Source organism: Nocardia sp. NPDC050175 (assembly GCF_044459885.1).
GTDB lineage: Bacteria > Actinomycetota > Actinomycetes > Mycobacteriales > Mycobacteriaceae > Nocardia.
On sequence record NZ_JBITJI010000001.1, the window covers coordinates 1,051,653 to 1,072,101 of the forward strand.

Here is a 20,449-nt window from a genome sequence, read left to right on the forward strand (position 1 = left end):
GCCCGCGGCGGGTGCGCGTCTCGCGCACCCGCCGACCCGACCTCAGCCGCAGACGGCACCGTAGGACGCCGACCCGACCAACTTCGAATACTTGGCGAGCACGCCACGGGTGTAGCGGGGCGGCAACGGTTCCCAGCCCTCGGCGCGACGCGCGAGCTCTGCGGCATCGATCAGCAGGTCGAGGGTGCCCTTGCCGACATCGAGGCGGATCTGGTCGCCGTCGCGCACGAACGCGATCGGTCCGCCGTCGACGGCTTCCGGCGCGACGTGCCCGACGCACAATCCGGTGGTGCCGCCGGAGAATCGTCCGTCGGTGAGCAGCAGGACGTCCTTGCCAAGTCCGGCACCCTTGATGGCGGCGGTGATCGCGAGCATCTCGCGCATGCCGGGACCGCCCTTGGGGCCTTCGTAGCGGATGACCACCACGTCGCCCGCCGAGATGGTGCCGTCTTCCAGCGCGTCCATCGCCGCCCGCTCGCGGTCGAAAACCCTTGCCGTGCCGGTGAATACGTCGGAGTCGAAGCCCGCCGACTTGACCACCGCGCCGCCGGGCGCGAGGGTGCCCTCCAGGATGGTGATGCCGCCGGTCGGATGGATCGGCGAGGTCATCGCCCGCACCACCTTGCCGTCCGGGTCCGGCGGCGCGATCGCGGCCAGGTTCTCCGCGACCGTCCGGCCCGTCACGGTGAGGCAATCCCCGTGCAGCAGACCGGCATCGAGCAACGCCTTCATCATCACGGGTACGCCGCCGACCCGGTCGACGTCCGTCATCACGTGCTGCCCAAAGGGTTTCACGTCGGCGAGGTGCGGCACCTTGCGGCCGATCCGCGCGAAATCGGCCAGCTTCAGGTCGACGTTCGCCTCGTGCGCGATGGCGAGCAGGTGCAGGACCGCGTTGGTGGAGCCGCCGAAGGCCATCACCACGGCGATGGCGTTCTCGAAGGCTTCCTTGGTCAGGATGTCGGAGGTCGTGATCCCGCGCCGCAGCAGTTCCACCACCGCCTCGCCGCTGTGCCTGGCGTAACCGTCGCGGCGGCGATCGGTCGCGGGCGGTGCCGCGCTGCCCGGCAGCGACATGCCCATCGCCTCGGCCGCACTGGCCATGGTGTTCGCGGTGTACATGCCGCCGCAGGCGCCCTCGCCGGGACAGATGGCCCGCTCGATGGCGTCCACGTCCTCGCGGCTCATCAGCCCGCGCGAGCACGCGCCGACCGCCTCGAACGCGTCGATGATCGTCACCTCGCGCTCGCTGCCGTCGGACATCTTCGCGATGCCCGGCAGGATCGAACCGGCGTACAGGAACACACTCGCCAGGTTCAGCCGAGCGGCCGCCATCAGCATGCCGGGCAGCGACTTGTCACAGCCCGCGAGCAGCACCGAACCGTCGAGCCGCTCGGCCTGCATCACCGTCTCGACACTGTCCGCGATCACCTCGCGCGACACCAGCGAGAAGTGCATCCCCTCGTGGCCCATCGAGATGCCGTCGGACACCGAGATGGTGCCGAACTGCATCGGGAACCCACCACCGGCGAACACCCCGTCCTTCGAGGCCCTGGCGAGCCGGTCGAGCGAGAGATTGCAGGGCGTGATCTCGTTCCACGACGAAGCCACCCCGATCTGCGGCTTCTCCCAGTCGTCGTCCCCCATCCCGACCGCGCGCAGCATCCCGCGAGCGGCGGTTTTCTCGAGGCCGTCGGTGACGTCGCGGCTGCGTGGCTTGATATCGGTGACGTTCGGATCAGTGGGCACGATTGCCCATCATCCTCTGCTCGGATCCGAAACCTGCGGCGCCCACGCCCGACGGAGGTTCGACCGGGCACTGCCGGACCCGTTGGCCGGCCTCAGCAACACGCGCAGCCGCGCCTAGGCTCGCTGAGTGCATCTGGAACTGATTGCGATCATCGTCGAGGAGTACGACTCGGCCATCAAGTTCTTCGTCGAGACACTCGGTTTCGATCTCATCGAAGACTCTCCCTCGCTGACCAACGATGGCCGCACCAAACGATGGGTAGTCGTTCGCCCACCCGCCGCCACCACCGGAATCCTGCTCGCACAGGCGGACGGGGACAAGCAGCACCGCGCTATCGGAGAGCAGGCCGCGGGCCGGGTCGGATTCTTCCTCCGGGTCACCGACTTCGCAGCGGCGTATCACCGGATGGTCAATGCTGGGGTGTCGTTCGTGACCGAGCCGCGCACCGAGCCCTACGGGCAGGTCGCCGTCTTCCTCGACATCTCAGGCAACCGATGGGACCTACTCGGCCCCTGCGAGCCTGAGGTTGCTTAGCCAGCAATAACTTCCACGCCCCTCAGGACCCCTTGACCGTTTCGGACCACGCACAACGCGACCACTGAGTGCGTGTTGGGAAGCCGTGTCGACCAATAGATTTGGACGGCCGACCAACGCGCGCTCAGCGGCGTAGAAAGACGTTCGCGAATGCGGAGGTCGCGGCAATTACGGCGCGTTGTGAACTGCGAGCGGAGTTTGGTCCGTGTGTGCCGGGTGGTGATCTCGGCTATCAGCGTTCTGGACCGTCGATGCTCGGTGGGACAGGGTGGTTGATCTGCTCGCCGAGGATGTCGCCGTGGCCGGCATGACGTGCGAAGTCCTCGATCGCAAGCAGATAGACGAAGCGGAGGCTGACATCCCCGACACGGGGGTGCGTCTTGATGTCATCGAGGTCGAATCGGGCGGCGATCGCGCGGGAACGTTCACTGGCGCTCTCGAATTCGGCGATCACCTCGGCCAGGGTCTCGTTGTCATCGACAACGAAACTAGCGTCGCCCGGCGTCGTGCCACCGTCGCATTGGCTCTCAGGTATGCCGCCCAGGACGTGATGGAACCAGATTCGTTCAGCGACCGCGGCGTGCTTGAGTAATCCGATTGGTGTAGTCAGCGACGCGACGAGGCGGCGGCGGGCATCGTGTTCGGACAGCACGCGCACCGTGTTGATCAGTTCGGCCCGGTTGCGGTCGAGCATGTACTCGAGCAGACGGCGTTCCGCGCCCGTGGTGATTCGTGGTATCGACCATGTCATCGCTGGCTCAATTCTTTCGGTTCGGATCGGCTTGCCGTACTGGCGGTTTCGGATAGTCGGTACTGCGTTCACCACGGCCGGAGGGTGGATTTTCGATGCGACGGGCGTGTGATCGACACCTGGTGTCGTCGGCCTGTGGTCGGCCGGTGTTTTCCTGGCGGTGGATGGCCGGACGCGCAATGGCTTGTCTGCGAGGTCGGTGGACTGCGGCGACCGTGCCGCTGACTGTATGAATGGCTCGCTGAATGAGCGGTTACCGGCCTCTAGTGGCGAGAGCTGCGCATTGCGGGCGACGATACGTCGCGAGTTTGTGGCATCGTGCGCAGGGCGTTGCGTTAGACACTACACGCGAGGGGGCGGGGCCACCTAGAGCGCGAAACGCTCTGATCAACACCCTGGCGAGCGTGCCGTACTGCTTCTGCAGCTGAAGTCCGGTCATCGGGCCTGAGCGGTCACAAACCGAGCCGTCCCGGTGAAATTTACCGCCTGTGCCCGATCTTTGACCGCTCAGACCGGTTCCACACAGCAGCGACCACGCCCGCGACCTGCACCTCCGACGGTGCTGACCGAACCGCACAGTCGAGGACTTCCGTTGGACGACCGGACCGATTGAGCAGGTCCTGGGCCCCTGGAACTCCGGGGTGTACAGCGCGCCGGCGTGCTGTTGTCATTGGCCGATGAAAGAACCTGTGCCGCAACGCCATCCGTCGGTGCAACCATCGCACCGCTTCAACTGGATGACGTATGCCGCCTTGGTCCTCGCCTGCCCGGCGGTCACGCTGCCCTGGACTCTCTACCTAGTCCCGAGTCCGTTCGTGGATTCCGGTCTCGGTGATGCGCTATTCGCTGTCACATTTCCCGTGATTCTCAGTAGCTCGGCGTTTTTGCTCAGCAAGGGAGGGATGCGGCGCTCCCAGCGCACAGACCGCGGGTCCGGACCTGCCTATGCTGCCCTCATGATCGCGAGCATCAGTCTTGCGATCAACCTCTTTGTCACGGCGCTTGCAGTGTTCTTCGTGTATTTGATGGGCACGGTGCATTTCGACTGACCCCAGGCCCAGCCTCCGGGCTTGTTCGGTGTGCTGGTCTAGGTGCGGAATCTGCCGGCCGCACGCAGGGCCTCGTCGAGTGGCGCACGCTGGCGCTGATCGCCGAACTCGTCGATGCGGGTGATCCGGGCGTCGTGCACGGTCACCAGCAGACACCGCGAGATCCGCAGCGCGGTGCCGTCCTCCAGTTCGCCCGAGGCGGTCGCGGCCAGCGCGAAACCGTCGTGGCCGACGGTGAGGGACCAGATCCGGTCGCGGTGGCCACCTACCATTTCAGCGGTCGCGCGGAGCATCCGCACCATCGCTTTCGCCAACTCGACACCGGGCAGCGACAGTGTCTCGTGGTCGAAGCTGTGCCATACCTCGACGGTCTCGGCGAACAATTCGTCGAATTCAGGGTCGACTCGGGTCAGGCTGTACGTCTGCACGAACCGGGTGGCGACCTGGTGGACTGGGGTGTCGACCGACATCGTCGACGCCGGGCGGCTCAGGAGTTCGTTCGCGGTTCCTTGTTTGTCGATCACGTTCGAAATGTGTCAGACGAACCGAGTCTCCACCGACGTTCTTTGCCGGTTCAGCAAAAAGTACCGGGCCGGTGACGCAGCTGTCGGAATCGCCACATAATCAAATGGTCTTCAACGTCCCGCCATCGATGATGTAGTCCGCACCGATGATGTTGGTGGCCTTGCCGGAGACCAGGAAGGTGACCAGGTCACCACGTATCGAAGCGTGTCGATCTCCAACAGCCCTCCAACGCAACGATTCCGAAATGTGGCGACGACTCCCCTGACCCTACCTATCGTGCGGGGTCGAAGGGGTTGCTAACTGTCGAGCAACCGCGAGGCGAAGACGTCCTTCGACCACCGGTGACAGCTGCGGCTGCGAGCCATGTTCCCGTTATCCGGCAGGCAGGGACTCCAGGGCCGCCATGGTCTCCAGGGAGAGCAGGCGTGCGTTCTCCAGAGCCACGACCACCCAGCGGTCGTCCCGCCACACCGTGACGAAAAGCTGCATGGAGAAGCGTGTCGACGGCGGCTCCTCCTCGCCCGGCATGAGGATCCCGACGCGGGCGTGGACCACACCGACACCCGGGCTGATGATGCGGGCGAACGGCACCTCGCCCCGCACCAGCCGGGAACCTTTCATCACGGTCGCGAAGATCGTCTCGTGCGCCGCGATCGCCTCCGCGCGACTGCGGTAGATGGTTCCCTCGAGCTCCGCGAACAGGACGTCCTCGGCGAAGTCGGCGAAGAAACCGGCGACGTCCCCGCGGTTCCATGCCTCATACATCCGGCCCGGAATAGCGCTGATCGCCTCGACCGACTGTTCCATGTGTTCACCTTTCTAGAATGTGTGCGCCTCCATCCTCACCGGGCCCGGCGGCGGGCGCCTTGACTGTGCGTGCACGGTTGCTGACTGTCAGCGTCGCCGCGTTGTAGCCGTACGTCGCCTTGAACAGCCTGCTGAAATGCGCCGGATCGACGAACCCCCAACGCGCAGCGACAGCCGCGACGGTCCGGTCGCTGCGCGCCAGGTCGGCGCGGCACCGCTCCAGACGGCGCCGGCGAATGAGGGCCGCGACGGTCAGCGGTTGATCGTCGAACAGCTTGTGGAGCCTGCGTAGCGAAATATGGTGTGCGGCGGCGATTTTGGCTGGGGCGAGGTCCCGGTCCGACAGCCGCGCCTCGATGTAGCCGAGAACGCGGGCGCGCAGCGCCTCGTCGGAGCTCGGACGCGCGTCGCCCAGCTGTGCCTCGAGTGCCACCGAGATCAGCTCGATCACCGCGGCCGCCGACCGATCCGCCTCGCCGGCGCGGAACCCGGTCAGTGACCGGGCCATGTCCCGCGCCAGCGAGGACACCAACGCCCCCGGGCCGCAGTCGCCTGCGATGCGTACGCCGGCCAAGCGGGCGGCATCCCCGGAACGAAGCCGCAGCTCCCGTCGAGGCACCAGGATGGTCACGTGCGTGCATGCGGTGCTGGCGAACCGGACCGGCCGCGCCGGATCGATGAGAACCAGGTCGGCCGGCCCGAGATCCGCAGTGCCACGGCCCTGTTCGACGCGCGCCCGACCCCGCGTCACCAGGTCGATCTGCCACAGCTCCTCGTCGTCGGCCCGGGCGCAACGAGCGTCCCGGAAGCATTCACCGGCGGGCGTGACCAACTCGATCAGCTTGAGCGGCCCGAGGTCACGCGCAACAAGGCCGGCCCGGAATTCCCCGCCGTCGTGCCGCCCACTGAGCACAGGCGGCAACCCGCTCGCCGCGCGTATCTCCTGGAAGGTTTCGATGTCGGTGAACACCTGCCCACGGTAGCGCCGACCGGTGATCGTCCAGCCGGCGTCGGCACCGTAGCTCCGTTCGGCGAGGTGACGGAGGATCTGATCGACTCTATGTTCGCCACCAACGTCAAGGGAACGATCTTCACCCGAGTCGGTCGTAGACCGCGCGGGCAGAGGTATTGCGCTCGTACACCTCGAGGGGCAGGTCGCCGTGCATGGCGACAGCGTGTTCGACCAGTAATCGGCCAATGCCCCTGCCCTGTGCTTCGGGGGCGACGAACAGCCCGCCGATTTCCGAGCGACAGCGACAGGATTTGCCGTTATCCGCCGCTGCGAGTCACAGGCCTCAGCAGCACGCGCAGTCGGGCCCGGCGACTTCGGTTCGGCCCGCCGCGATCGGCGTGGCGCAGCACGCGTCGCCGCGCCACGCATCGCGGCCCTCCTTGATCGCGACGACCGCGATGACCAGCGCCGCGATCGGGTCCGCCCACGACAAGCCGAACAGGGTGTTGAGCAACAGACCGACCAGCAGGACGGCCGAGAGGTACGTGCACAGCAAGGTCTGTTTCGAATCAGCGACCGCCGTCCGCGAGCCGAGTTCCCGCCCGGCCCGGCGTTGCGCCGACGAGAGCACCGGCATGACAGCCAAACTCACTGCGGCCAAAGCGATTCCGACGGGCGAATGTCGGGCTTCACCGACCCCGAGCAACGAACTGATCGCGTCGACGGTGACATACAGCGCCAGCGCGAAGAACGAGAACGCGATGATCCGCAGCGTCAACCGTTCTCGCGCCGCGGGATCCTTGCTGGAGAACTGCCAAGCCACTGCCGCCGCGGAGGACACCTCGATGACCGAGTCGAGCCCGAAGCCGATCAACGCCGCCGAGGACACCCGGGTGCCCTCGGTCAACGCGATCACCGCCTCGATCACATTGTAGCTGATCGTCGCCGCCACGAACAGCCGGATCCGCCGCGAAAGCACTTGTCGCCGTGCCAGATTCGGGCCACTGGGGACACTCGGCAACCCGAGGTCCGAGGTCATCAGCAGCACCCCTCGGTATCGGAGTCTGGGCAGCAGGCCGGATCGACCGCGAGCACCAGGCCGACCAGGTCGTCGAGGGCACGACCGATCCGAGGATCAGCGAGCTCATACCGGCTGCGCCGCCCCTCGGGAACGGCGACAACCAACCCGCAGCCGCGCAGACAGGCTAGGTGGTTGGACAGGATCTGCCGGGAGACACCGATCCGATCAGCAAGCTCCGACGGATAACTCGGCGCGGTCCGCAGCGCAAGCAGGATCTGCGAGCGCGTCGAATCCGACAGCGCGTACCCGAACCTAGAAAGCGCGTCGCTGTGCACCAAGGTGGCCATGCACGAACAGTACAGAAATTCCTGTATTCATGTCAATCTGTACAAAAGCTAGTCTGCCGCCTCACGTATGAAGGAGCTGAAGGCGGCGGCGAGGGCTTCGCGATCGAGCTTTCCGCGTGGGGTGCGGGGAAGGCTTGGGAGGGTGAGGATTTGGATGGGGATGCTGGGACTGGGGAGGGTGGCGCGTAGGTGGCGCCAGATTTGGTCGGTGCTCGGGGCGGTTTCGTCGACCACTATTGCCGCGGCGGGGGCTTCGCCCATGCGATGGTCGGGGACGGCCATGCAGGCGGCTTCGGTGATGCCGGGGATGGCGGTGAGGGCGGATTCGATGGCGGCGGGTTCTACGTTGAGGCCTGCGCGGATCAGCATTTCGCTTTCTCGGCCGAACAGGTGTAGTTCGTTGCCGAGCATTTGGCCTCTGTCCCCCACTGACATCCAGCCGTCGACGGGGCCGTCGGCTATGCCGTGTTCGGTGAGGTAGCCGTCGAAAAGCATGTTGCTGCGGGCGAATACGAGGCCGTCTCGGATGTCGATATCGACGCCGTCGAACAGTTGGCCTGCCGAGTTCTCGTTGGGGTTGCCGAGTCCTCGGTCGAAGGAGACGAAGCTCAGTTCGGAGGCGCCGTAGAAGTGCACCAGGGAAGCGTTCGGCAGGACCTCTTGTAGCGATTGCCTTCCCGTGCGTTGCCAGCGGGCCGCGGAGGAGAGGACCTCACGGACGTCGGGGAACGGGCCGGTGCCTGATCGGACTATGTCCCAGGCGATGGTCGGCACTGAATACAGGTGTGTCGCACCGTCTTCGAGTGATTCTAGGACCGGGCGGAGGTCGACTGTCGCGCCTCGGGTGAGTGTGTGTAGTGCGCCGTAGAGGAAGTGGGTGTGGTCGAGGACGCCGGGGGTTGAGACGAGGTCGCGGGGGCCGATGTCGAAGGTGGTGTCGGAGCGGTCGAGGGTGGTTGACCAGGATTGTTGGTTGCGTACGAACAGTTTTGGTTCGCCGGTGGTGCCGGAGGTTATGCCGACCAGTAGCTCGGTGCCGGGTAGCGCCTGGGCGGCTGAGCCATCGGATTCCAGGGTGGTGGCAGTCTGGATTGGCCCGTCATATCCCATTTTTCGCAGTCGGCGGTGTTGTTGGGGTGAGGCGACGATGGCAGCTGGTGTGGCGAGTGCGAGGACGCGGGTCAGTTGTTCGGGCATGAGGTGACGGTGCAGCAGCACGATGCTGACGCCGGTGTGCATGGCCGCGGTTACGGTGACCACTGAATCGATGTCCGAAGTCGGTAGTGCGGCAACGCGATTCATGCCACTGAGGCCCGCCGCGGTGCGGGTGACGCGGGACCAGAACTCGCGATAGTCGACGCGTTCACGAGTGGAGATGACGGCGGTCGCGTCCGGGTGCTCGGCGGCGCGGCGGGCGATGCGCTCGGCCAGTAGCTCAGTCATCGTCGACTCCTCTCGCGGCGAGGGCGTCACCCATCGCGTCGGCTGTGCGCAAGGCGCGTACCAGTACCGGGGTCGCCAGGGCCGTCATCGACCATTGCAGGCCGCGGGCTCGTCGCGCCTCTGCGACATCGTGCACGATTCCGGCCAACAGCGGAACACATCGAATGGCAAGCGCCAGTAGCAAACCGATGCGATCCGGGTCGACGCCGAGCCTGCGCAACGGCCCGAGCGCGCGTGTCACCGTGTCGAGCAGGTCGGTCACGCGGGTGGTGAGGGTGACCAACGCGGCAAGTGCCACCGAGATCAGCAGCACGCCGCAGACGACGACGGCCCGCGCGGGCGAGGTGATCAGGACCTGGAACACGGCGATGATCAGCAGCATCCACACCATCGGACGCAGTTGCGCCACAGCGACTTTGAACGGGATGCGGGCGAGGGCGAACAGTCCCGCCACCGCTGCGGCGACGATGCCGACCTCGATCGGGCTGCGCACGAACACCGTTGCCGCCACGATCGATACGATCAACAGCAACAGCTTGGCCCCGGCGGGCATTCGGTGCAGCAGTGAGTCACCGGGCCGGTACAGCCCGATCATTCGACCAGTTCCCGGTAGGCGGGGACGGCAGCGGCGGGCGTTCCGTCGAACGCGACGAGACCTTCATCGATCACAATGACCCGCTCGAAACTATCCAGCAGCGCAAGCTGATGCGTCACGACGATCACCTGCTGGTCCATCGCGTCCAGCGCGTCGGCGACGACGCGAGCGTTGCGCAGGTCCAGGAGGGTGGTCGGCTCGTCGGCGATGATCACCTCGGGCCTGCGGATGAGGACCGCGCCGATGGCGAGCAATTGTTTCTGCCCACCGGACAGCAGGTGCGAGGGGTGGTCGCCGTGCTCGTGCAGGCGGAACCGAACCAGCATCTCCTCGACCCGCGCCGCGACCTCCTGCTTGCTCAAACCTGTTCGGCGCAAAGAGAAAGCGAGATCCTCGGCGACGGTCGGCATCACGATCTGGGTGTCGGGGTCGGTGAACACGAACCCGACCTTGCGCCGCACCTGCCCGCCCTTGCGTGCCGCGTCGATGCCGTCCACGGTGACGGTGCCCGAGGTCGGCGCCAGCAACCCGTTGATCATGCGCGCCAGGGTCGACTTCCCGGAACCGTTGGCTCCGATGATGCCGACCCGCCGCTCGGTGATCCGAAGATCGATGCCACGCAATACTTTTCGTTCACCGAAGCTGTGACTCACCGAGGAAAAGACGATCTCACTCACGACACACGCTCCACGAGCATGGCAATGCCTTGCCCGCCACCGATGGCACACGCCGCGAGCCCGAGCGCGGGCCCACCCTCGCGCAGCATCTGACTTGCCAACCGCACCAGCAAAATAGCTCCCGACGCACCCCACGGATGCCCCATCGCGATCGCCCCACCTTCCGGGCAGATCTTCGATTCATCCAAACCCAGCTCGTCCGACACCGCTAGCACTACCGAAGCGAAAGCCTCGGTGATCTCGACGATTCCCACATCTGTCACGTCGACTCCGTTGCGCCGCAACAGCTTCCGTATCGCAGGAACCGGCCCGAGCCCTGGGTAGGCAGGATCAGATCCGGCCACCGCCGACCCGAGTATCCGCAATGCGGGCAGCCCCGCGGCCAGCGACTCGCTGGTCACCGCCACCACCGCCGCCCCGTCGGAGATGCCACACGAATTACCCGCCGTCGCAGTCCCGTCGACCCCGAAACTCGGCCGCAGCCGCGCGAGCCGCGCCTCGGTCATCCCCGCCCGAATACGTTCGTCCCGACGCACCTCCCCGATCGGCACGATCTCCGCAGTGAAGTCCGCCGCCGCGGCAAGAGTGTGCGAACGCGCGGCATACGCGTCCTGCCGCTCCCGGCTGATCCCACGAACCCGCGCCAGATCGTCGGCCGCCACCCCCATTTCGGGATCCGGAAAGCCGTGCGGCGCAAAGGGAGCGCGCGTGTACCGCACCGGCTCGGCCCCGGCGACCGGCGGCCAGAACCGCCACGGCGCGGTACTCGCCGACTCGACACCACCCGCCAGAATGAGCTCATCGGCCCCACTGCGCACCCGCAATGCCGCCTGCATCACCGCATCGAGACCCGACCCGCACTGCCGATCAACCGTGACACCGGGAACCTCCACCCCGAACCCGGCCGCCAACGCCGCGATCCGCGCCGGATCCCCACCGGGACCCAAGCAGTTACCGAGTACGACATCGTCCACCTCGGCAGCAACGCCCGCCCCGCGCAGCGTCGACAGCACCTCGCGCAACACAGGCGCGGCCAGGTCAGTGGTCGTCAGCGCGGCGAACCCGTGCCCGGCATTGCCGATCGGCGTTCGACGCGGCGCTACCAGCACGGGGACCGAGTTCATGCCAGCAAGTCTTTCAGCTGACCTCTGGCCACCTTCCCGCTGGCGGTCCGTGGCAGCGTCGGCAGCGGCACCCAGCGACGCGGCATGGCCTCTTTCATCAGCAGGCCGCGCGCCTGCGCACGGACCGTATCGATGCCGACGCCGTCGAGTTGCACTGCGGCCGTGACGATCTCACCGAGCACCGCGTGCGGCGAGCCGACCACCGCTACGGCGGCGACGCCTTCCAGTGTCCCGAGGATGCGCTCGACGTCCTCGGCGAGGACCGTGGTGCCGCCGACATTGATTGCGGATTCTCCCCTGCCTCGGACGGTGAGCTCGCGGTTCGCACCGAGTTCGGCCAGGTCACCGACGCCGAACCATTCGGGCGTACCGAGCACGCTGTACGGGGTCCGGACATAGAGCAGCCCGTCGCGGATTTCGGCATCGACCTCGTCCAGCAGGCGAAGCGGTTCGGGCACCCGACGCGCCGCAACGAGCGAAACCTCTGCGGACCCGTAGTATTCGATGATCTCGATATCGTCCGCCGCCGCACGAGCACCGTCGTCCAGGGCGATGCCCGCGACGATCGCCGTCCGCAGCTTCGGTGCCTTGTTCACCACGTCACGAAGCACGGCAGGTACCGCATGCACAACCGTGGCTCGCGTCGGATCGTCGGTGACGCACGCGCCCCGCCACAATGCGTGCAGCGCACCGAACAGATGCATAGTCGCGTGCAACGGACCGGTGATCAGCACACGATCCGTGGCCTCGACGCCAGTAATAGCAGTGAACGCCGAAAAACTGTCGAACCAGGACGCCGCAGTACGGGCGAGCGGTCGTGGCCGGCCGGTGGAACCCGATGTGGTCACCACAAGGAATGCCGAGGAAGGAATGTCCGGGCGATCGGGCCGTGCCTCGGGATTCTCGACGATCACCGGCACACCCCGCCGAGCGGCAGCACAGACGCAGATCAACGCATCGGGGACCGACAGCATCGACGCGTCGTAAACAGGCGCACTGTCCCCTGCGATCCATTCCTCGATCGCACGATCGAGCTGATCGTAAGTGTAAGCGCGACCGCCGAATTCGACGGCGGGCTGATCCCCCGAGCCGCCGAGCTCCGGACTACGCACGAATCAAACCGGGATACGCGCGATGCACACCCTTGGCGACCACCGTCGCGACCACAACCTTCGCCAAGTCGCCGGGAATGAACGCGAAGTTGGTGCTGATCGCATGCCGAATATCCAGATCGGTGCGCAGCAACAGCCCGAGCGTGCCGAAGAGATAGATGACCACAAGCCCGCCCAGCGCATTGATCAACAGACCGAGCACCAGCGGATACTTCGGCAGGATCCGCGCGGTCAGCAAGCCGATGACCAGCGCCGCGGGCACCCACCCGACCAGATATCCGGCACTAGGCCCAGCCATCGCGGTCAGTCCGGTGCGGCCACCCGACAGCAGCGGCAACCCGATCAGCGTCAACGCGAGGAACACCAGCACCGCGGCGGTCCCCTTGCGCGCACCGAGCACCGCGCCGGCCAGGATGACGCCGAGCGTCTGCACCGTGATCGGCACACCGCTGAATCCGACCGTGATCGCGCCGGGAAGCCCCATCGCCGCGATCAGCGCGGCGAACACCGCGACCTGCGCGATGTCCCGCGCGGAAAAGGCAACCCTCGAGCCCCGAGAGTTCTCGACACCGTCCACGACGACTTCCTCCAACTACCAGCTTGAACGACGTTCAAGATAGCAGGCACCCGTTCGCCGACCGCACCCGCGCACAGCGACCGATGCCGAGGCAGCGAGGCTAGTCGTGCGAGTGTGCCCTGGCCTGAATCCGCGCCTGCACCTCGGGCCGACGCAGCGGCGGCACCGACTTCGGCGGCACCTTACGATCCGGCAGTTGCTCCAGCAGCCGGGTCGTGATCGCGGCGATATCGGCGACGGCGGCATCGACCGCAGGCTGAGTGGCGGCCGAGATACTCGACAACCCGCCGACCTTACGCACGTACTGCAACGCGGCGGCCTGGATCTCCTCCGGCGTCGCCGCGGGCTCTAGCCCCCGCAGGGCAGTGATGTTTCGACACATACCCCGAGGCTAATCCGCCGCCCCGACAGATACCGGCCCAGCGGCATTCGCCGCCCAGAAACAGCTAACACAGCGGATACATTGTGAGGCCGTCCGCTTCACACGCACTGCCGACAATCGACAGATGCGAAATCCAGGGCCAACTGTCGCGGAGATTCTCGCCTCGCACGCAGGCGGCAGCGGCTCGCCGAGCAGCACCGCGGCCCGGGTCGCGGACGCCATCGAGGCGCGGGGCGACGACGGCACCTGGATCACCCCCGTACCGCGCGCACAACTGCTCTCCGCGGCCGCGGAGCTCGAGCGGCGACCAGGCGCCCGAACCCTCCCGCTGTACGGTGTGCCGTTCGGGGTGAAGGACAGCATCGACGTCGCAGGCTGGCCTACCACGCTGGCCTGCCCCGACTTCGCCTATGTCGCCACCGAAACCGCGCCCGCGGTGCAGCGGCTGCTGGACGCGGGCGCGCTGTATGTCGGCAAGACGAATCTCGACCAGTTCGCGACCGGCCTGAACGGCACCAGGACGCCATACCCCATGCCGCGCAGCGTCTTCGGCGGCGACCTGATCTCCGGCGGCTCCAGTTCGGGTTCCGCGCTCGCCGTCGCCCTCGGCCAGGTGCCGTTCTGTGTCGCCACCGACACCGCGGGCTCGGGCCGAGTTCCGGCCGCGCTCAACGGGATTCTCGGCTGGAAGCCGTCGCGCGGACTGATCAGCACGGTCGGGCTGGTGCCCGCGTGCAAATCGCTCGACTGTCTGACGCTGATGGCCTCGCGGATCGAAGATCTCGACCGCGTCTTCGCGGTGATCGCCGCCCCGGATCCGGCCGACCCGTGGAGCAGGTCGCGCGGCGAACGCTTCCGCGGCGGGCCCATTCGGGTGGGGCTGCCCGTCGAATCGGAGCTGGAGTTCTTCGGTGACGAGGCCTTCCGCACCGCGCACCTCGGCGTGCGCGACCGGCTGTACGGACTCGGATTCGACTGTGTGACAACCACACTGCGGCCGTTCCTGGACGCGGGCGTGCTGCTCTATCAAGGCCCGTGGGTCGCCGAGCGGCTCGTCGAGTTCGGCACCTTCCTCGCCGAACATCCCGAGTCGATACTGCCCGTGGTCCGCGAGATATTCACCAGCGGTTACGGATTCACCGCGGTCGATGTGTTCCGTGCCCAACAGCGTCTGCAGGAACTGCGTGCGGTGGTCGCCCGGATGTGGGCCGATTACGACGTCGTCGTAGTCCCGACGATCGGCACCACCTGCACGATCCAGCAGGTGCTCGCCGACCCCATCGCCACCAACACCATGCTGGGCCACTACACCCATTTCGGGAACCTGCTCGACCTCACCGCCATTGCGGTGCCGGTGGGCAACACATCGGACGGACGCCCCGTGTCGGCGATGGTCTTCGGACCCGCGCTCGCCGACGACACGGTGCTCGCGGCGGCCGCCCGAATCCTCGACGAGCCGCGCCTGGCCGAGGCGCATCTGGATATCCGGCTCGTACAGAAAGAACGAAGATGACCGCAGTACAACACATTCCGGCACAACCGACACCCTTCACCCTCGACCGAACCACCGTCGCCCTGCTCGTGATCGACATGCAGCGCGACTTCCTGCTCTCCGGTGGGTTCGGCGAAAGCCTCGGCAACGACGTCGCGCTACTCCGGACGGTGATCGACCCGCTGGCCCGGCTGATGGCGGCGGCACGCGCGGCGGGCATCCCGGTGATCCACACCCGCGAAGGCCATCTACCGGACCTGTCGGACTGTCCACCGGCGAAACTGGAGCGGGGTAACCCAACTCAGCGCATCGGCGATCCGGGCCGGTTCGGGCGCATTCTCATCCGTGGCGAGTACGGCCACGACATTATCGACGAATTGGCCCCGCTCGCAGGCGAAGTGGTGATCGACAAGCCGGGCAAGGGCGCGTTCTACGCCACCGATCTCGCGGCGGTGCTGCAGCAGAACTCGATCGAGACACTGCTGGTCACCGGCGTTACCACCGAGGTGTGCGTCCATACGACGGTGCGCGAGGCGAACGACCGCGGCTACCGCTGCCTGGTCGTATCCGATTGTGTCGGTTCATATTTCCCCGAGTTCCAGCGGGTCGGGCTCGCGATGATCGCCGCCCAGGGCGGCATCTTCGGCTGGGTCACCGATTCCGCGTCGGTCATCGGCGCACTCGAGTCCGCGCACATCCCGGCTTAGCGAACAGGAAATCCCGATGTCTGTCGATACGAAGACCACCGACGAAGCCGAACCCGTTGCCGCACTTACCCTTCCCTGGTGGACGCGCGGCGACACCAACGCCTTCTTCGGGCTCGCGTTCAACATCCTGGTGAACGTGCTCACCCTCACCACCCTGTCCATCGCGGTCGTCAAGATCCCGAGCGGCGACGTACTCGGCACGGTGCTGCCCGCATTGGGCGTCGCCTTGGTGCTCGGCAACCTGTACTACATGCTGCTGGCGCGCCGCCTCGCCCGCCGCCAAGGCCGCGCGACGGTGACCGCGTTGCCGTACGGCCCGAGCGTGCCGCACATGTTCATCGTCGTGTTCGTGGTCATGCTGCCGATCTATCTGAAAACCAACGACCCGATGAAGGCCTGGTCGGCGGGCCTGGCCTGGGCATTCATGATCGGCGTCATCGTGATGATCGGCGCCTTCGTCGGTCCGTTCATCCGCAAGATCACCCCGCGCGCGGCCATGCTCGGCACCCTGGCGGGCATCTCCATCACGTTCATCGCGATGCGGCCCGCCGCGCAGATGTGGGAGGCCGCGTGGATCGGGCTTCCGGTGCTCGCGATCATCCTGATCGGCTTCTTCACCGATGTGAAGCTGCCGGGCAACATTCCGGTCGGCCTGGTCGCGCTGCTGGTCGGCACGGCGATCGGCTGGATCGGCGGCTACATGTCGGCGCCGGACGTCTCGAAGGCCGCGCACGATATCGCGCTCGGCCTGCCCGACCTGCGGCTCGATCTGCTCTTCGACGGGCTGAGCAATCTCGCTCCGCTGCTCGCGACGGCAATTCCGTTGGGCGTCTACAACTTCACCGAGGCGATGAGCAATGTGGAGAGCGCCGCGGCGGCCGGCGACAATTACAACCTGCGCAGCGTGCTGCTCGCCGACGGCTTCGGCGCGATCATCGGGTCGGGGTTCGGCTCGCCCTTCCCGCCCGCGGTCTACATCGGCCATCCCGGCTGGAAGGACGCGGGCGGGCGCACCGGATACTCGCTGGCCAGCGGCGCGGCCATCGGATTGATGTGCCTGCTCGGGCTTTTCGGGCTGCTCGCGACGGTGCTGCCGATCCCGGCCATCGTGCCGATCCTGCTCTATATCGGACTGCTGATCGGCGCACAGGCGTTCCAGGCGGTGCCGCGACTGCACGCGGTCGCCGTCGTCGCGGCGCTGCTGCCGAACCTCGCGGAGTGGGCGGTCGGCCTGATCGACAACGCGCTCAGCGCGGCGGGCACGTCTGCGGACAAGGTCGGCGCCGAGGCGCTCGGCCAAGCTGGCGTCGTCTACGACGGCCTGAAAACGCTCGGTTCCGGCGCTGTGCTCGCCGGACTCGTGCTCGGCACCATAGTGACGTTCGTGCTCGAAAAGCGTTTTGTCGCTGCGACACTCGCCTCGCTGGTCGGTGCGGTGCTCAGCTGGATCGGGCTGATTCACGCCGCCGAGGTGGACTGGGCGGCCGCGCCACAGGTCGCGCTGGGGTACCTGTTCTTCGGTGTCGTCTGCCTCGGCTACTCACTGTTGCGTACCACCACCGAGCCGCCGGACGAGGAAGCCGCCGGGCCGCCTGCCGAATAATTCAGTCCGCCACGGAACGGCGTCACCTGACCGGGTGGCGCCGTTCCGCGCTGTGGCCGGAAGATAGCTACCGACCCGCGATCTGTCCCGACTTTCGCGATTCACACGAAGGTGTTATCCGCCGGTGTCCCAATCGAACACGTGTCGTAACCATCCTGATAATAACGACTAATATTCGAAGTTTGGGTACGCCCACGAGGTTTCGCGGCTTAAGATCGACATCGTCTGAAACGCACTGCCATATACCAACATTCGCTCCAGTGATCTGATTCCGCGGGCTCTGCGCCGCCCGTCGACCTGCTGTGCACAACCATCGAATCTGAACGATCACCTATTCGGACATTCCATGACAAACCGTCCACGGGTGACCATTTCGAGGTGAGGATCAAATATGACAATCGAAATGCCGGTTTCTACTGAGACCAATGGTTACGGTAATGGCAACGGCAATGGTAATGGCCGAAAGAGCCTCAGTACCGCAGCCGCTCACCAGTTGGCGACCACCACCAAATCCGAACCACAGATGCAGGGCATCAGCTCGCGCTGGCTGACCCGCATGCTGCCGTGGACGCAGGTCAACGGCGGTGTCTACCGGGTGAACCGCCGCCTCACCCACACCCTGGGCAATGGCGAGATCGAGTTCGTCATCGACGGCTCGCAGGCCAGGGTCATCCCCCAGGAACTGCGCGAGCTGCACGCACTGCACAACGTCGAAGACGAGGAAGTCCTGCAGGCCCTCGCGCAACGATTCGAACAGCGCGACCTCGAACCGGGCACGGTCGTCGCCGAATTCGGAAACCCGATGAACCAGATCATGCTCATCGTGCACGGTAAATTGGCCAAGATCGGTTCCGGTGAATACGGCGAGCAAACGAAGCTCGGCATGCTCGCGGGCGGCAACTTCTTCGGCGACGAATGCATCACCGACGACTCCGCCATTTGGCCGGTCACCGTCAAGGCGGTCACCAAGACCACCATGCTCGTCATGCCTCGGGAGGCGTTCGAGCAAGTACTCGACAACGCACCGGCACTTCGAGAGCAACTCTCCGAGGTAGCGGCGGCCGCCGCGCAACCACAGAACAAACAGGGCGAGGCGGCCATCCAGATCCATTCAGGCCACGAGGGTGAGCCCCTCTTGGACGGCACCTTCGTCGACTACGACGCCAGCCCACGGGAATACGAACTCAGCCTGGCGCAGAGCGTGCTGCGGGTGCACACCCGCGTCGCCGATCTGTTCAACGACCCGATGAACCAGACCCAGCAGCAGTTGCGGCTCACCATCGAGGCGCTCTACGAACGCCGCGAGTACGACCTGGTCAACAGCCCCGACTTCGGACTGCTGAACAACTGTGATCTGAAGCAGCGCATCTACACCGAGTCCGGCCCGCCCACCCCGGACGATATGGACGAGCTGCTCAGCATGCGCCGCAGCACCAATCTCTTTATCGCGCACCCGAAAGCGATCGCCGCGTTCGGTCGCGAGTGCAGCAAGCGCGGCCTGTACCCGGACCCCGTCGACATCGATGGCCACCGGGTGCCCGCCTGGCGCGGAGTGCCGATCTTCCCCTGCGGCAAGATCCCGGTCAGCGGCACCCAGACCACGTCCATCCTCGCCATGCGCCTCGGCGAGAAGGACCAGGGCGTCATCGGCCTGCACACCGTCGGCCTGCCCGACGAGTACGAGCCGAGTCTCAATGTCCGCTTCAAGGGCATCGACGACCAGTCGATCATCTCCTACCTGGTGAGCTGTTATTACTCGGCGGCGATCCTCGTCCCCGACGCGCTCGGCATTCTCGACAACGTCCTCGTCGCACGCCAGACCGACTGACGCAGGACGATCAGCGACCTGGATGTCTTCGACGCCGCGGCGGCCACGAAATACCGAGCAGCCGCGGCGTTCCCAGGTCGTGGGCGGCCGCACGCCGGCGTCCGCGACACCGCAAGGGAAGGTGTACGTGCTGATGGTCGAGAGCACCTCGGCGGCGACGAGCCGCCGGGCCACAGAGATCCTGTCCAGCGCCCGCAAGATGTGCGATCCGGTACTGCGCGAGGCCGTTTCGTCGCTACCCGAGCCGCTGTGCCTGATGGGCGGCTACCACCTCGGCTGGTGGGATGCCGAGGGAACCGCCACCCCGCAACCGGGCGGAAAGGCGCTGCGACCCGCGCTGACCGTCTGCGCGGCCGTGGCGTGCGGCGCCACCCCACGGGTCGCGCTCGCCGCGGCGGCCGCCGTGGAACTGGTGCACAACTTCACGCTGCTGCACGACGACATCATGGACGTCGATCAGGTCCGGCGCGGCAGGCCGGCCGTGTGGACGATCTGGGGCGTTCCCGACGCGATGCTGCTCGGCGACGCGCTGCATGCCCTGGCGGCCCGGGTGCTGGTGACCGGCTTGCCGGGCCGGACGGCCACCGCGGCGGTCGGCCGCCTCGAGTCGGCGGTCATCGAGATGTGCCAGGGACAACAAAAGGACTGTCAGTTCCGGTCGGGCGCGCAGGTCGATGTCGAGGAATACGCGCGGATGGCGATGGGCAAGACCGGCGCGCTGATGGGGTGCGCCTGCGCGCTCGGGGCGCTATGCGCGCAAGCGGATCTGCCCACCGTATCGGCGATGGACACGTTCGGGCGGGAACTGGGTATGGCGTTCCAGTTCGTCGACGACCTGATCGGAATCTGGGGTGATCCGAAGGTCACCGGCAAACCGACGAGCGACCTTGCCCGGCACACGATGTCGCTACCGGTGGTGACGGCTCTCGGTTCGGGCACCGCGGCGGCCGCGGAGCTGGCGACGATGTACGGCCGCGATCCGGACTCGATGGATATCGCTCGGGCCACCGCCCTGGTCGAGTCGGCGGGCGGACGCGAATGCACCCAGCAGCTCGCCGACCGCCGGGTCCGCGCGGCCATCGCGGCACTGGCCGATCCCGCCGCCGCAGCGGACCTGATGGTGCTGGCAGGCCTGGTTTCGCGCCGGAACCACTGAGCCGCGAGTGTCGATCG

Annotated in this window: 22 protein-coding genes; 7 read left to right on the forward strand and 15 right to left on the reverse strand. The window is 66.4% G+C overall.

What is annotated here, in order from left to right:
* Positions 1 to 42: 42 nt before the first annotated feature.
* Positions 43 to 1,749, reverse strand: coding sequence for a dihydroxy-acid dehydratase (gene ilvD / locus ACIBK2_RS04775; protein ID WP_396963681.1), 1,707 nt, complete (start codon positions 1,747 to 1,749; stop codon positions 43 to 45).
* Positions 1,750 to 1,876: 127 nt separating this feature from the next.
* Between ilvD and ACIBK2_RS04780 the strand changes: the two genes are divergently transcribed.
* On the forward strand, positions 1,877 to 2,284 hold the full coding sequence (locus ACIBK2_RS04780) for a VOC family protein (protein ID WP_396963683.1): 408 nt from the start codon (positions 1,877 to 1,879) through the stop codon (positions 2,282 to 2,284).
* A 232-nt stretch (positions 2,285 to 2,516) separates the two neighbouring features.
* On the opposite strand, the gene ACIBK2_RS04785 is transcribed toward ACIBK2_RS04780, so the two are convergent.
* A complete protein-coding gene (locus ACIBK2_RS04785) occupies positions 2,517 to 3,035 on the reverse strand; it encodes a DinB family protein (protein ID WP_396963685.1) in 519 nt (172 codons plus the stop codon).
* A 677-nt stretch (positions 3,036 to 3,712) separates the two neighbouring features.
* Between ACIBK2_RS04785 and ACIBK2_RS04790 the strand changes: the two genes are divergently transcribed.
* Positions 3,713 to 4,084 carry a hypothetical protein gene (locus tag ACIBK2_RS04790; RefSeq protein ID WP_396963687.1) on the forward strand — a complete coding sequence of 124 codons (372 nt, stop codon included), beginning with the start codon at positions 3,713 to 3,715 and terminating at the stop codon, positions 4,082 to 4,084.
* Between the two features lie 38 nt (positions 4,085 to 4,122).
* Here the strand turns inward: ACIBK2_RS04790 and ACIBK2_RS04795 are convergent, their stop codons facing one another.
* The 13 genes from ACIBK2_RS04795 to ACIBK2_RS04855 all read right to left on the reverse strand — a co-directional run bounded on the left by ACIBK2_RS04795 (position 4,123) and on the right by ACIBK2_RS04855 (position 13,646).
* Entirely contained in the window at positions 4,123 to 4,608 is a 486-nt protein-coding gene (locus tag ACIBK2_RS04795; protein ID WP_396963689.1) for a hypothetical protein, read from the reverse strand.
* Positions 4,609 to 4,981: 373 nt separating this feature from the next.
* The gene (locus ACIBK2_RS04800; RefSeq protein ID WP_396963691.1) at positions 4,982 to 5,416 is read right to left on the reverse strand and encodes an SgcJ/EcaC family oxidoreductase; all 435 of its coding nucleotides are present in this window, start codon (positions 5,414 to 5,416) and stop codon (positions 4,982 to 4,984) included.
* A 4-nt stretch (positions 5,417 to 5,420) separates the two neighbouring features.
* Positions 5,421 to 6,386, reverse strand: a complete 966-nt coding sequence (locus ACIBK2_RS04805) for a helix-turn-helix domain-containing protein (RefSeq protein WP_396963693.1) — start codon at positions 6,384 to 6,386, stop codon at positions 5,421 to 5,423.
* A gap of 121 nt (positions 6,387 to 6,507) precedes the next feature.
* Complete coding sequence (locus ACIBK2_RS04810; protein WP_396964044.1) at positions 6,508 to 6,657, reverse strand: GNAT family N-acetyltransferase; 150 nt, start codon at positions 6,655 to 6,657, stop codon at positions 6,508 to 6,510.
* Positions 6,658 to 6,711: 54 nt separating this feature from the next.
* On the reverse strand, positions 6,712 to 7,407 hold the full coding sequence (locus ACIBK2_RS04815) for a cation transporter (protein WP_396963695.1): 696 nt from the start codon (positions 7,405 to 7,407) through the stop codon (positions 6,712 to 6,714).
* Positions 7,407 to 7,736, reverse strand: coding sequence for an ArsR/SmtB family transcription factor (locus ACIBK2_RS04820; RefSeq protein WP_396963697.1), 330 nt, complete (start codon positions 7,734 to 7,736; stop codon positions 7,407 to 7,409). The genes ACIBK2_RS04815 and ACIBK2_RS04820 overlap by 1 nt, the downstream gene beginning before the upstream one ends.
* A gap of 48 nt (positions 7,737 to 7,784) precedes the next feature.
* Entirely contained in the window at positions 7,785 to 9,179 is a 1,395-nt protein-coding gene (locus ACIBK2_RS04825) for an AMP-binding protein (protein WP_396963699.1), read from the reverse strand.
* A complete protein-coding gene (locus ACIBK2_RS04830; RefSeq protein ID WP_379290494.1) occupies positions 9,172 to 9,774 on the reverse strand; it encodes an energy-coupling factor transporter transmembrane component T family protein in 603 nt (200 codons plus the stop codon). The genes ACIBK2_RS04825 and ACIBK2_RS04830 overlap by 8 nt, the downstream gene beginning before the upstream one ends.
* Positions 9,771 to 10,451 carry an energy-coupling factor ABC transporter ATP-binding protein gene (locus tag ACIBK2_RS04835; protein ID WP_396963702.1) on the reverse strand — a complete coding sequence of 227 codons (681 nt, stop codon included), beginning with the start codon at positions 10,449 to 10,451 and terminating at the stop codon, positions 9,771 to 9,773. The genes ACIBK2_RS04830 and ACIBK2_RS04835 overlap by 4 nt, the downstream gene beginning before the upstream one ends.
* On the reverse strand, positions 10,448 to 11,575 hold the full coding sequence (locus ACIBK2_RS04840; RefSeq protein ID WP_396963704.1) for a thiolase family protein: 1,128 nt from the start codon (positions 11,573 to 11,575) through the stop codon (positions 10,448 to 10,450). Before ACIBK2_RS04840 ends, ACIBK2_RS04835 begins: the two co-directional genes overlap by 4 nt.
* On the reverse strand, positions 11,572 to 12,687 hold the full coding sequence (locus tag ACIBK2_RS04845; protein ID WP_396963706.1) for a class I adenylate-forming enzyme family protein: 1,116 nt from the start codon (positions 12,685 to 12,687) through the stop codon (positions 11,572 to 11,574). The genes ACIBK2_RS04840 and ACIBK2_RS04845 overlap by 4 nt, the downstream gene beginning before the upstream one ends.
* Positions 12,680 to 13,264, reverse strand: coding sequence for a biotin transporter BioY (locus ACIBK2_RS04850; protein ID WP_396963708.1), 585 nt, complete (start codon positions 13,262 to 13,264; stop codon positions 12,680 to 12,682). The genes ACIBK2_RS04845 and ACIBK2_RS04850 overlap by 8 nt, the downstream gene beginning before the upstream one ends.
* Before the next feature lie 100 nt (positions 13,265 to 13,364).
* Positions 13,365 to 13,646 carry a DUF2277 domain-containing protein gene (locus ACIBK2_RS04855; protein ID WP_364734865.1) on the reverse strand — a complete coding sequence of 94 codons (282 nt, stop codon included), beginning with the start codon at positions 13,644 to 13,646 and terminating at the stop codon, positions 13,365 to 13,367.
* Between the two features lie 124 nt (positions 13,647 to 13,770).
* Here ACIBK2_RS04855 and ACIBK2_RS04860 point away from each other — a divergent pair, with 124 nt between their 5' ends.
* The 5 genes from ACIBK2_RS04860 to ACIBK2_RS04880 all read left to right on the forward strand — a co-directional run bounded on the left by ACIBK2_RS04860 (position 13,771) and on the right by ACIBK2_RS04880 (position 20,432).
* The gene (locus ACIBK2_RS04860; protein WP_396963710.1) at positions 13,771 to 15,159 is read left to right on the forward strand and encodes an allophanate hydrolase; all 1,389 of its coding nucleotides are present in this window, start codon (positions 13,771 to 13,773) and stop codon (positions 15,157 to 15,159) included.
* Entirely contained in the window at positions 15,156 to 15,845 is a 690-nt protein-coding gene (locus ACIBK2_RS04865) for a cysteine hydrolase family protein (RefSeq protein WP_396963712.1), read from the forward strand. Before ACIBK2_RS04860 ends, ACIBK2_RS04865 begins: the two co-directional genes overlap by 4 nt.
* Positions 15,846 to 15,861: 16 nt before the next feature.
* Complete coding sequence (locus ACIBK2_RS04870; RefSeq protein WP_396963714.1) at positions 15,862 to 17,448, forward strand: regulator; 1,587 nt, start codon at positions 15,862 to 15,864, stop codon at positions 17,446 to 17,448.
* Between the two features lie 391 nt (positions 17,449 to 17,839).
* Positions 17,840 to 19,276, forward strand: a complete 1,437-nt coding sequence (locus ACIBK2_RS04875; protein WP_396963716.1) for a family 2B encapsulin nanocompartment shell protein — start codon at positions 17,840 to 17,842, stop codon at positions 19,274 to 19,276.
* 133 nt (positions 19,277 to 19,409) lie between these two features.
* A complete protein-coding gene (locus tag ACIBK2_RS04880) occupies positions 19,410 to 20,432 on the forward strand; it encodes a polyprenyl synthetase family protein (protein WP_396963718.1) in 1,023 nt (340 codons plus the stop codon).
* The last annotated feature ends 17 nt before the right edge of the window (positions 20,433 to 20,449 follow it).

Excerpts from the sequence above, each read along its gene's own strand:
- ACIBK2_RS04880 (WP_396963718.1), top strand. The coding sequence starts at position 19,410 with ATGGTCGAGAGCACCTCGGCGGCGACGAGCCGCCGGGCCACAGAGATC.
- ACIBK2_RS04870 (WP_396963714.1), top strand. The coding sequence starts at position 15,862 with ATGTCTGTCGATACGAAGACCACCGACGAAGCCGAACCCGTTGCCGCA.
- ACIBK2_RS04820 (WP_396963697.1), bottom strand. The coding sequence starts at position 7,736 with ATGGCCACCTTGGTGCACAGCGACGCGCTTTCTAGGTTCGGGTACGCG.
- ACIBK2_RS04830 (WP_379290494.1), bottom strand. The coding sequence starts at position 9,774 with ATGATCGGGCTGTACCGGCCCGGTGACTCACTGCTGCACCGAATGCCC.
- ACIBK2_RS04785 (WP_396963685.1), bottom strand. The coding sequence starts at position 3,035 with ATGACATGGTCGATACCACGAATCACCACGGGCGCGGAACGCCGTCTG.
- ACIBK2_RS04800 (WP_396963691.1), bottom strand. The coding sequence starts at position 5,416 with ATGGAACAGTCGGTCGAGGCGATCAGCGCTATTCCGGGCCGGATGTAT.
- ACIBK2_RS04860 (WP_396963710.1), top strand. The coding sequence starts at position 13,771 with ATGCGAAATCCAGGGCCAACTGTCGCGGAGATTCTCGCCTCGCACGCA.
- ACIBK2_RS04840 (WP_396963704.1), bottom strand. The coding sequence starts at position 11,575 with ATGAACTCGGTCCCCGTGCTGGTAGCGCCGCGTCGAACGCCGATCGGC.
- ACIBK2_RS04875 (WP_396963716.1), top strand. The coding sequence starts at position 17,840 with ATGACAATCGAAATGCCGGTTTCTACTGAGACCAATGGTTACGGTAAT.
- ACIBK2_RS04855 (WP_364734865.1), bottom strand. The coding sequence starts at position 13,646 with ATGTGTCGAAACATCACTGCCCTGCGGGGGCTAGAGCCCGCGGCGACG.
- ACIBK2_RS04815 (WP_396963695.1), bottom strand. The coding sequence starts at position 7,407 with ATGACCTCGGACCTCGGGTTGCCGAGTGTCCCCAGTGGCCCGAATCTG.
- ACIBK2_RS04790 (WP_396963687.1), top strand. The coding sequence starts at position 3,713 with ATGAAAGAACCTGTGCCGCAACGCCATCCGTCGGTGCAACCATCGCAC.
- ACIBK2_RS04825 (WP_396963699.1), bottom strand. The coding sequence starts at position 9,179 with ATGACTGAGCTACTGGCCGAGCGCATCGCCCGCCGCGCCGCCGAGCAC.
- ACIBK2_RS04865 (WP_396963712.1), top strand. The coding sequence starts at position 15,156 with ATGACCGCAGTACAACACATTCCGGCACAACCGACACCCTTCACCCTC.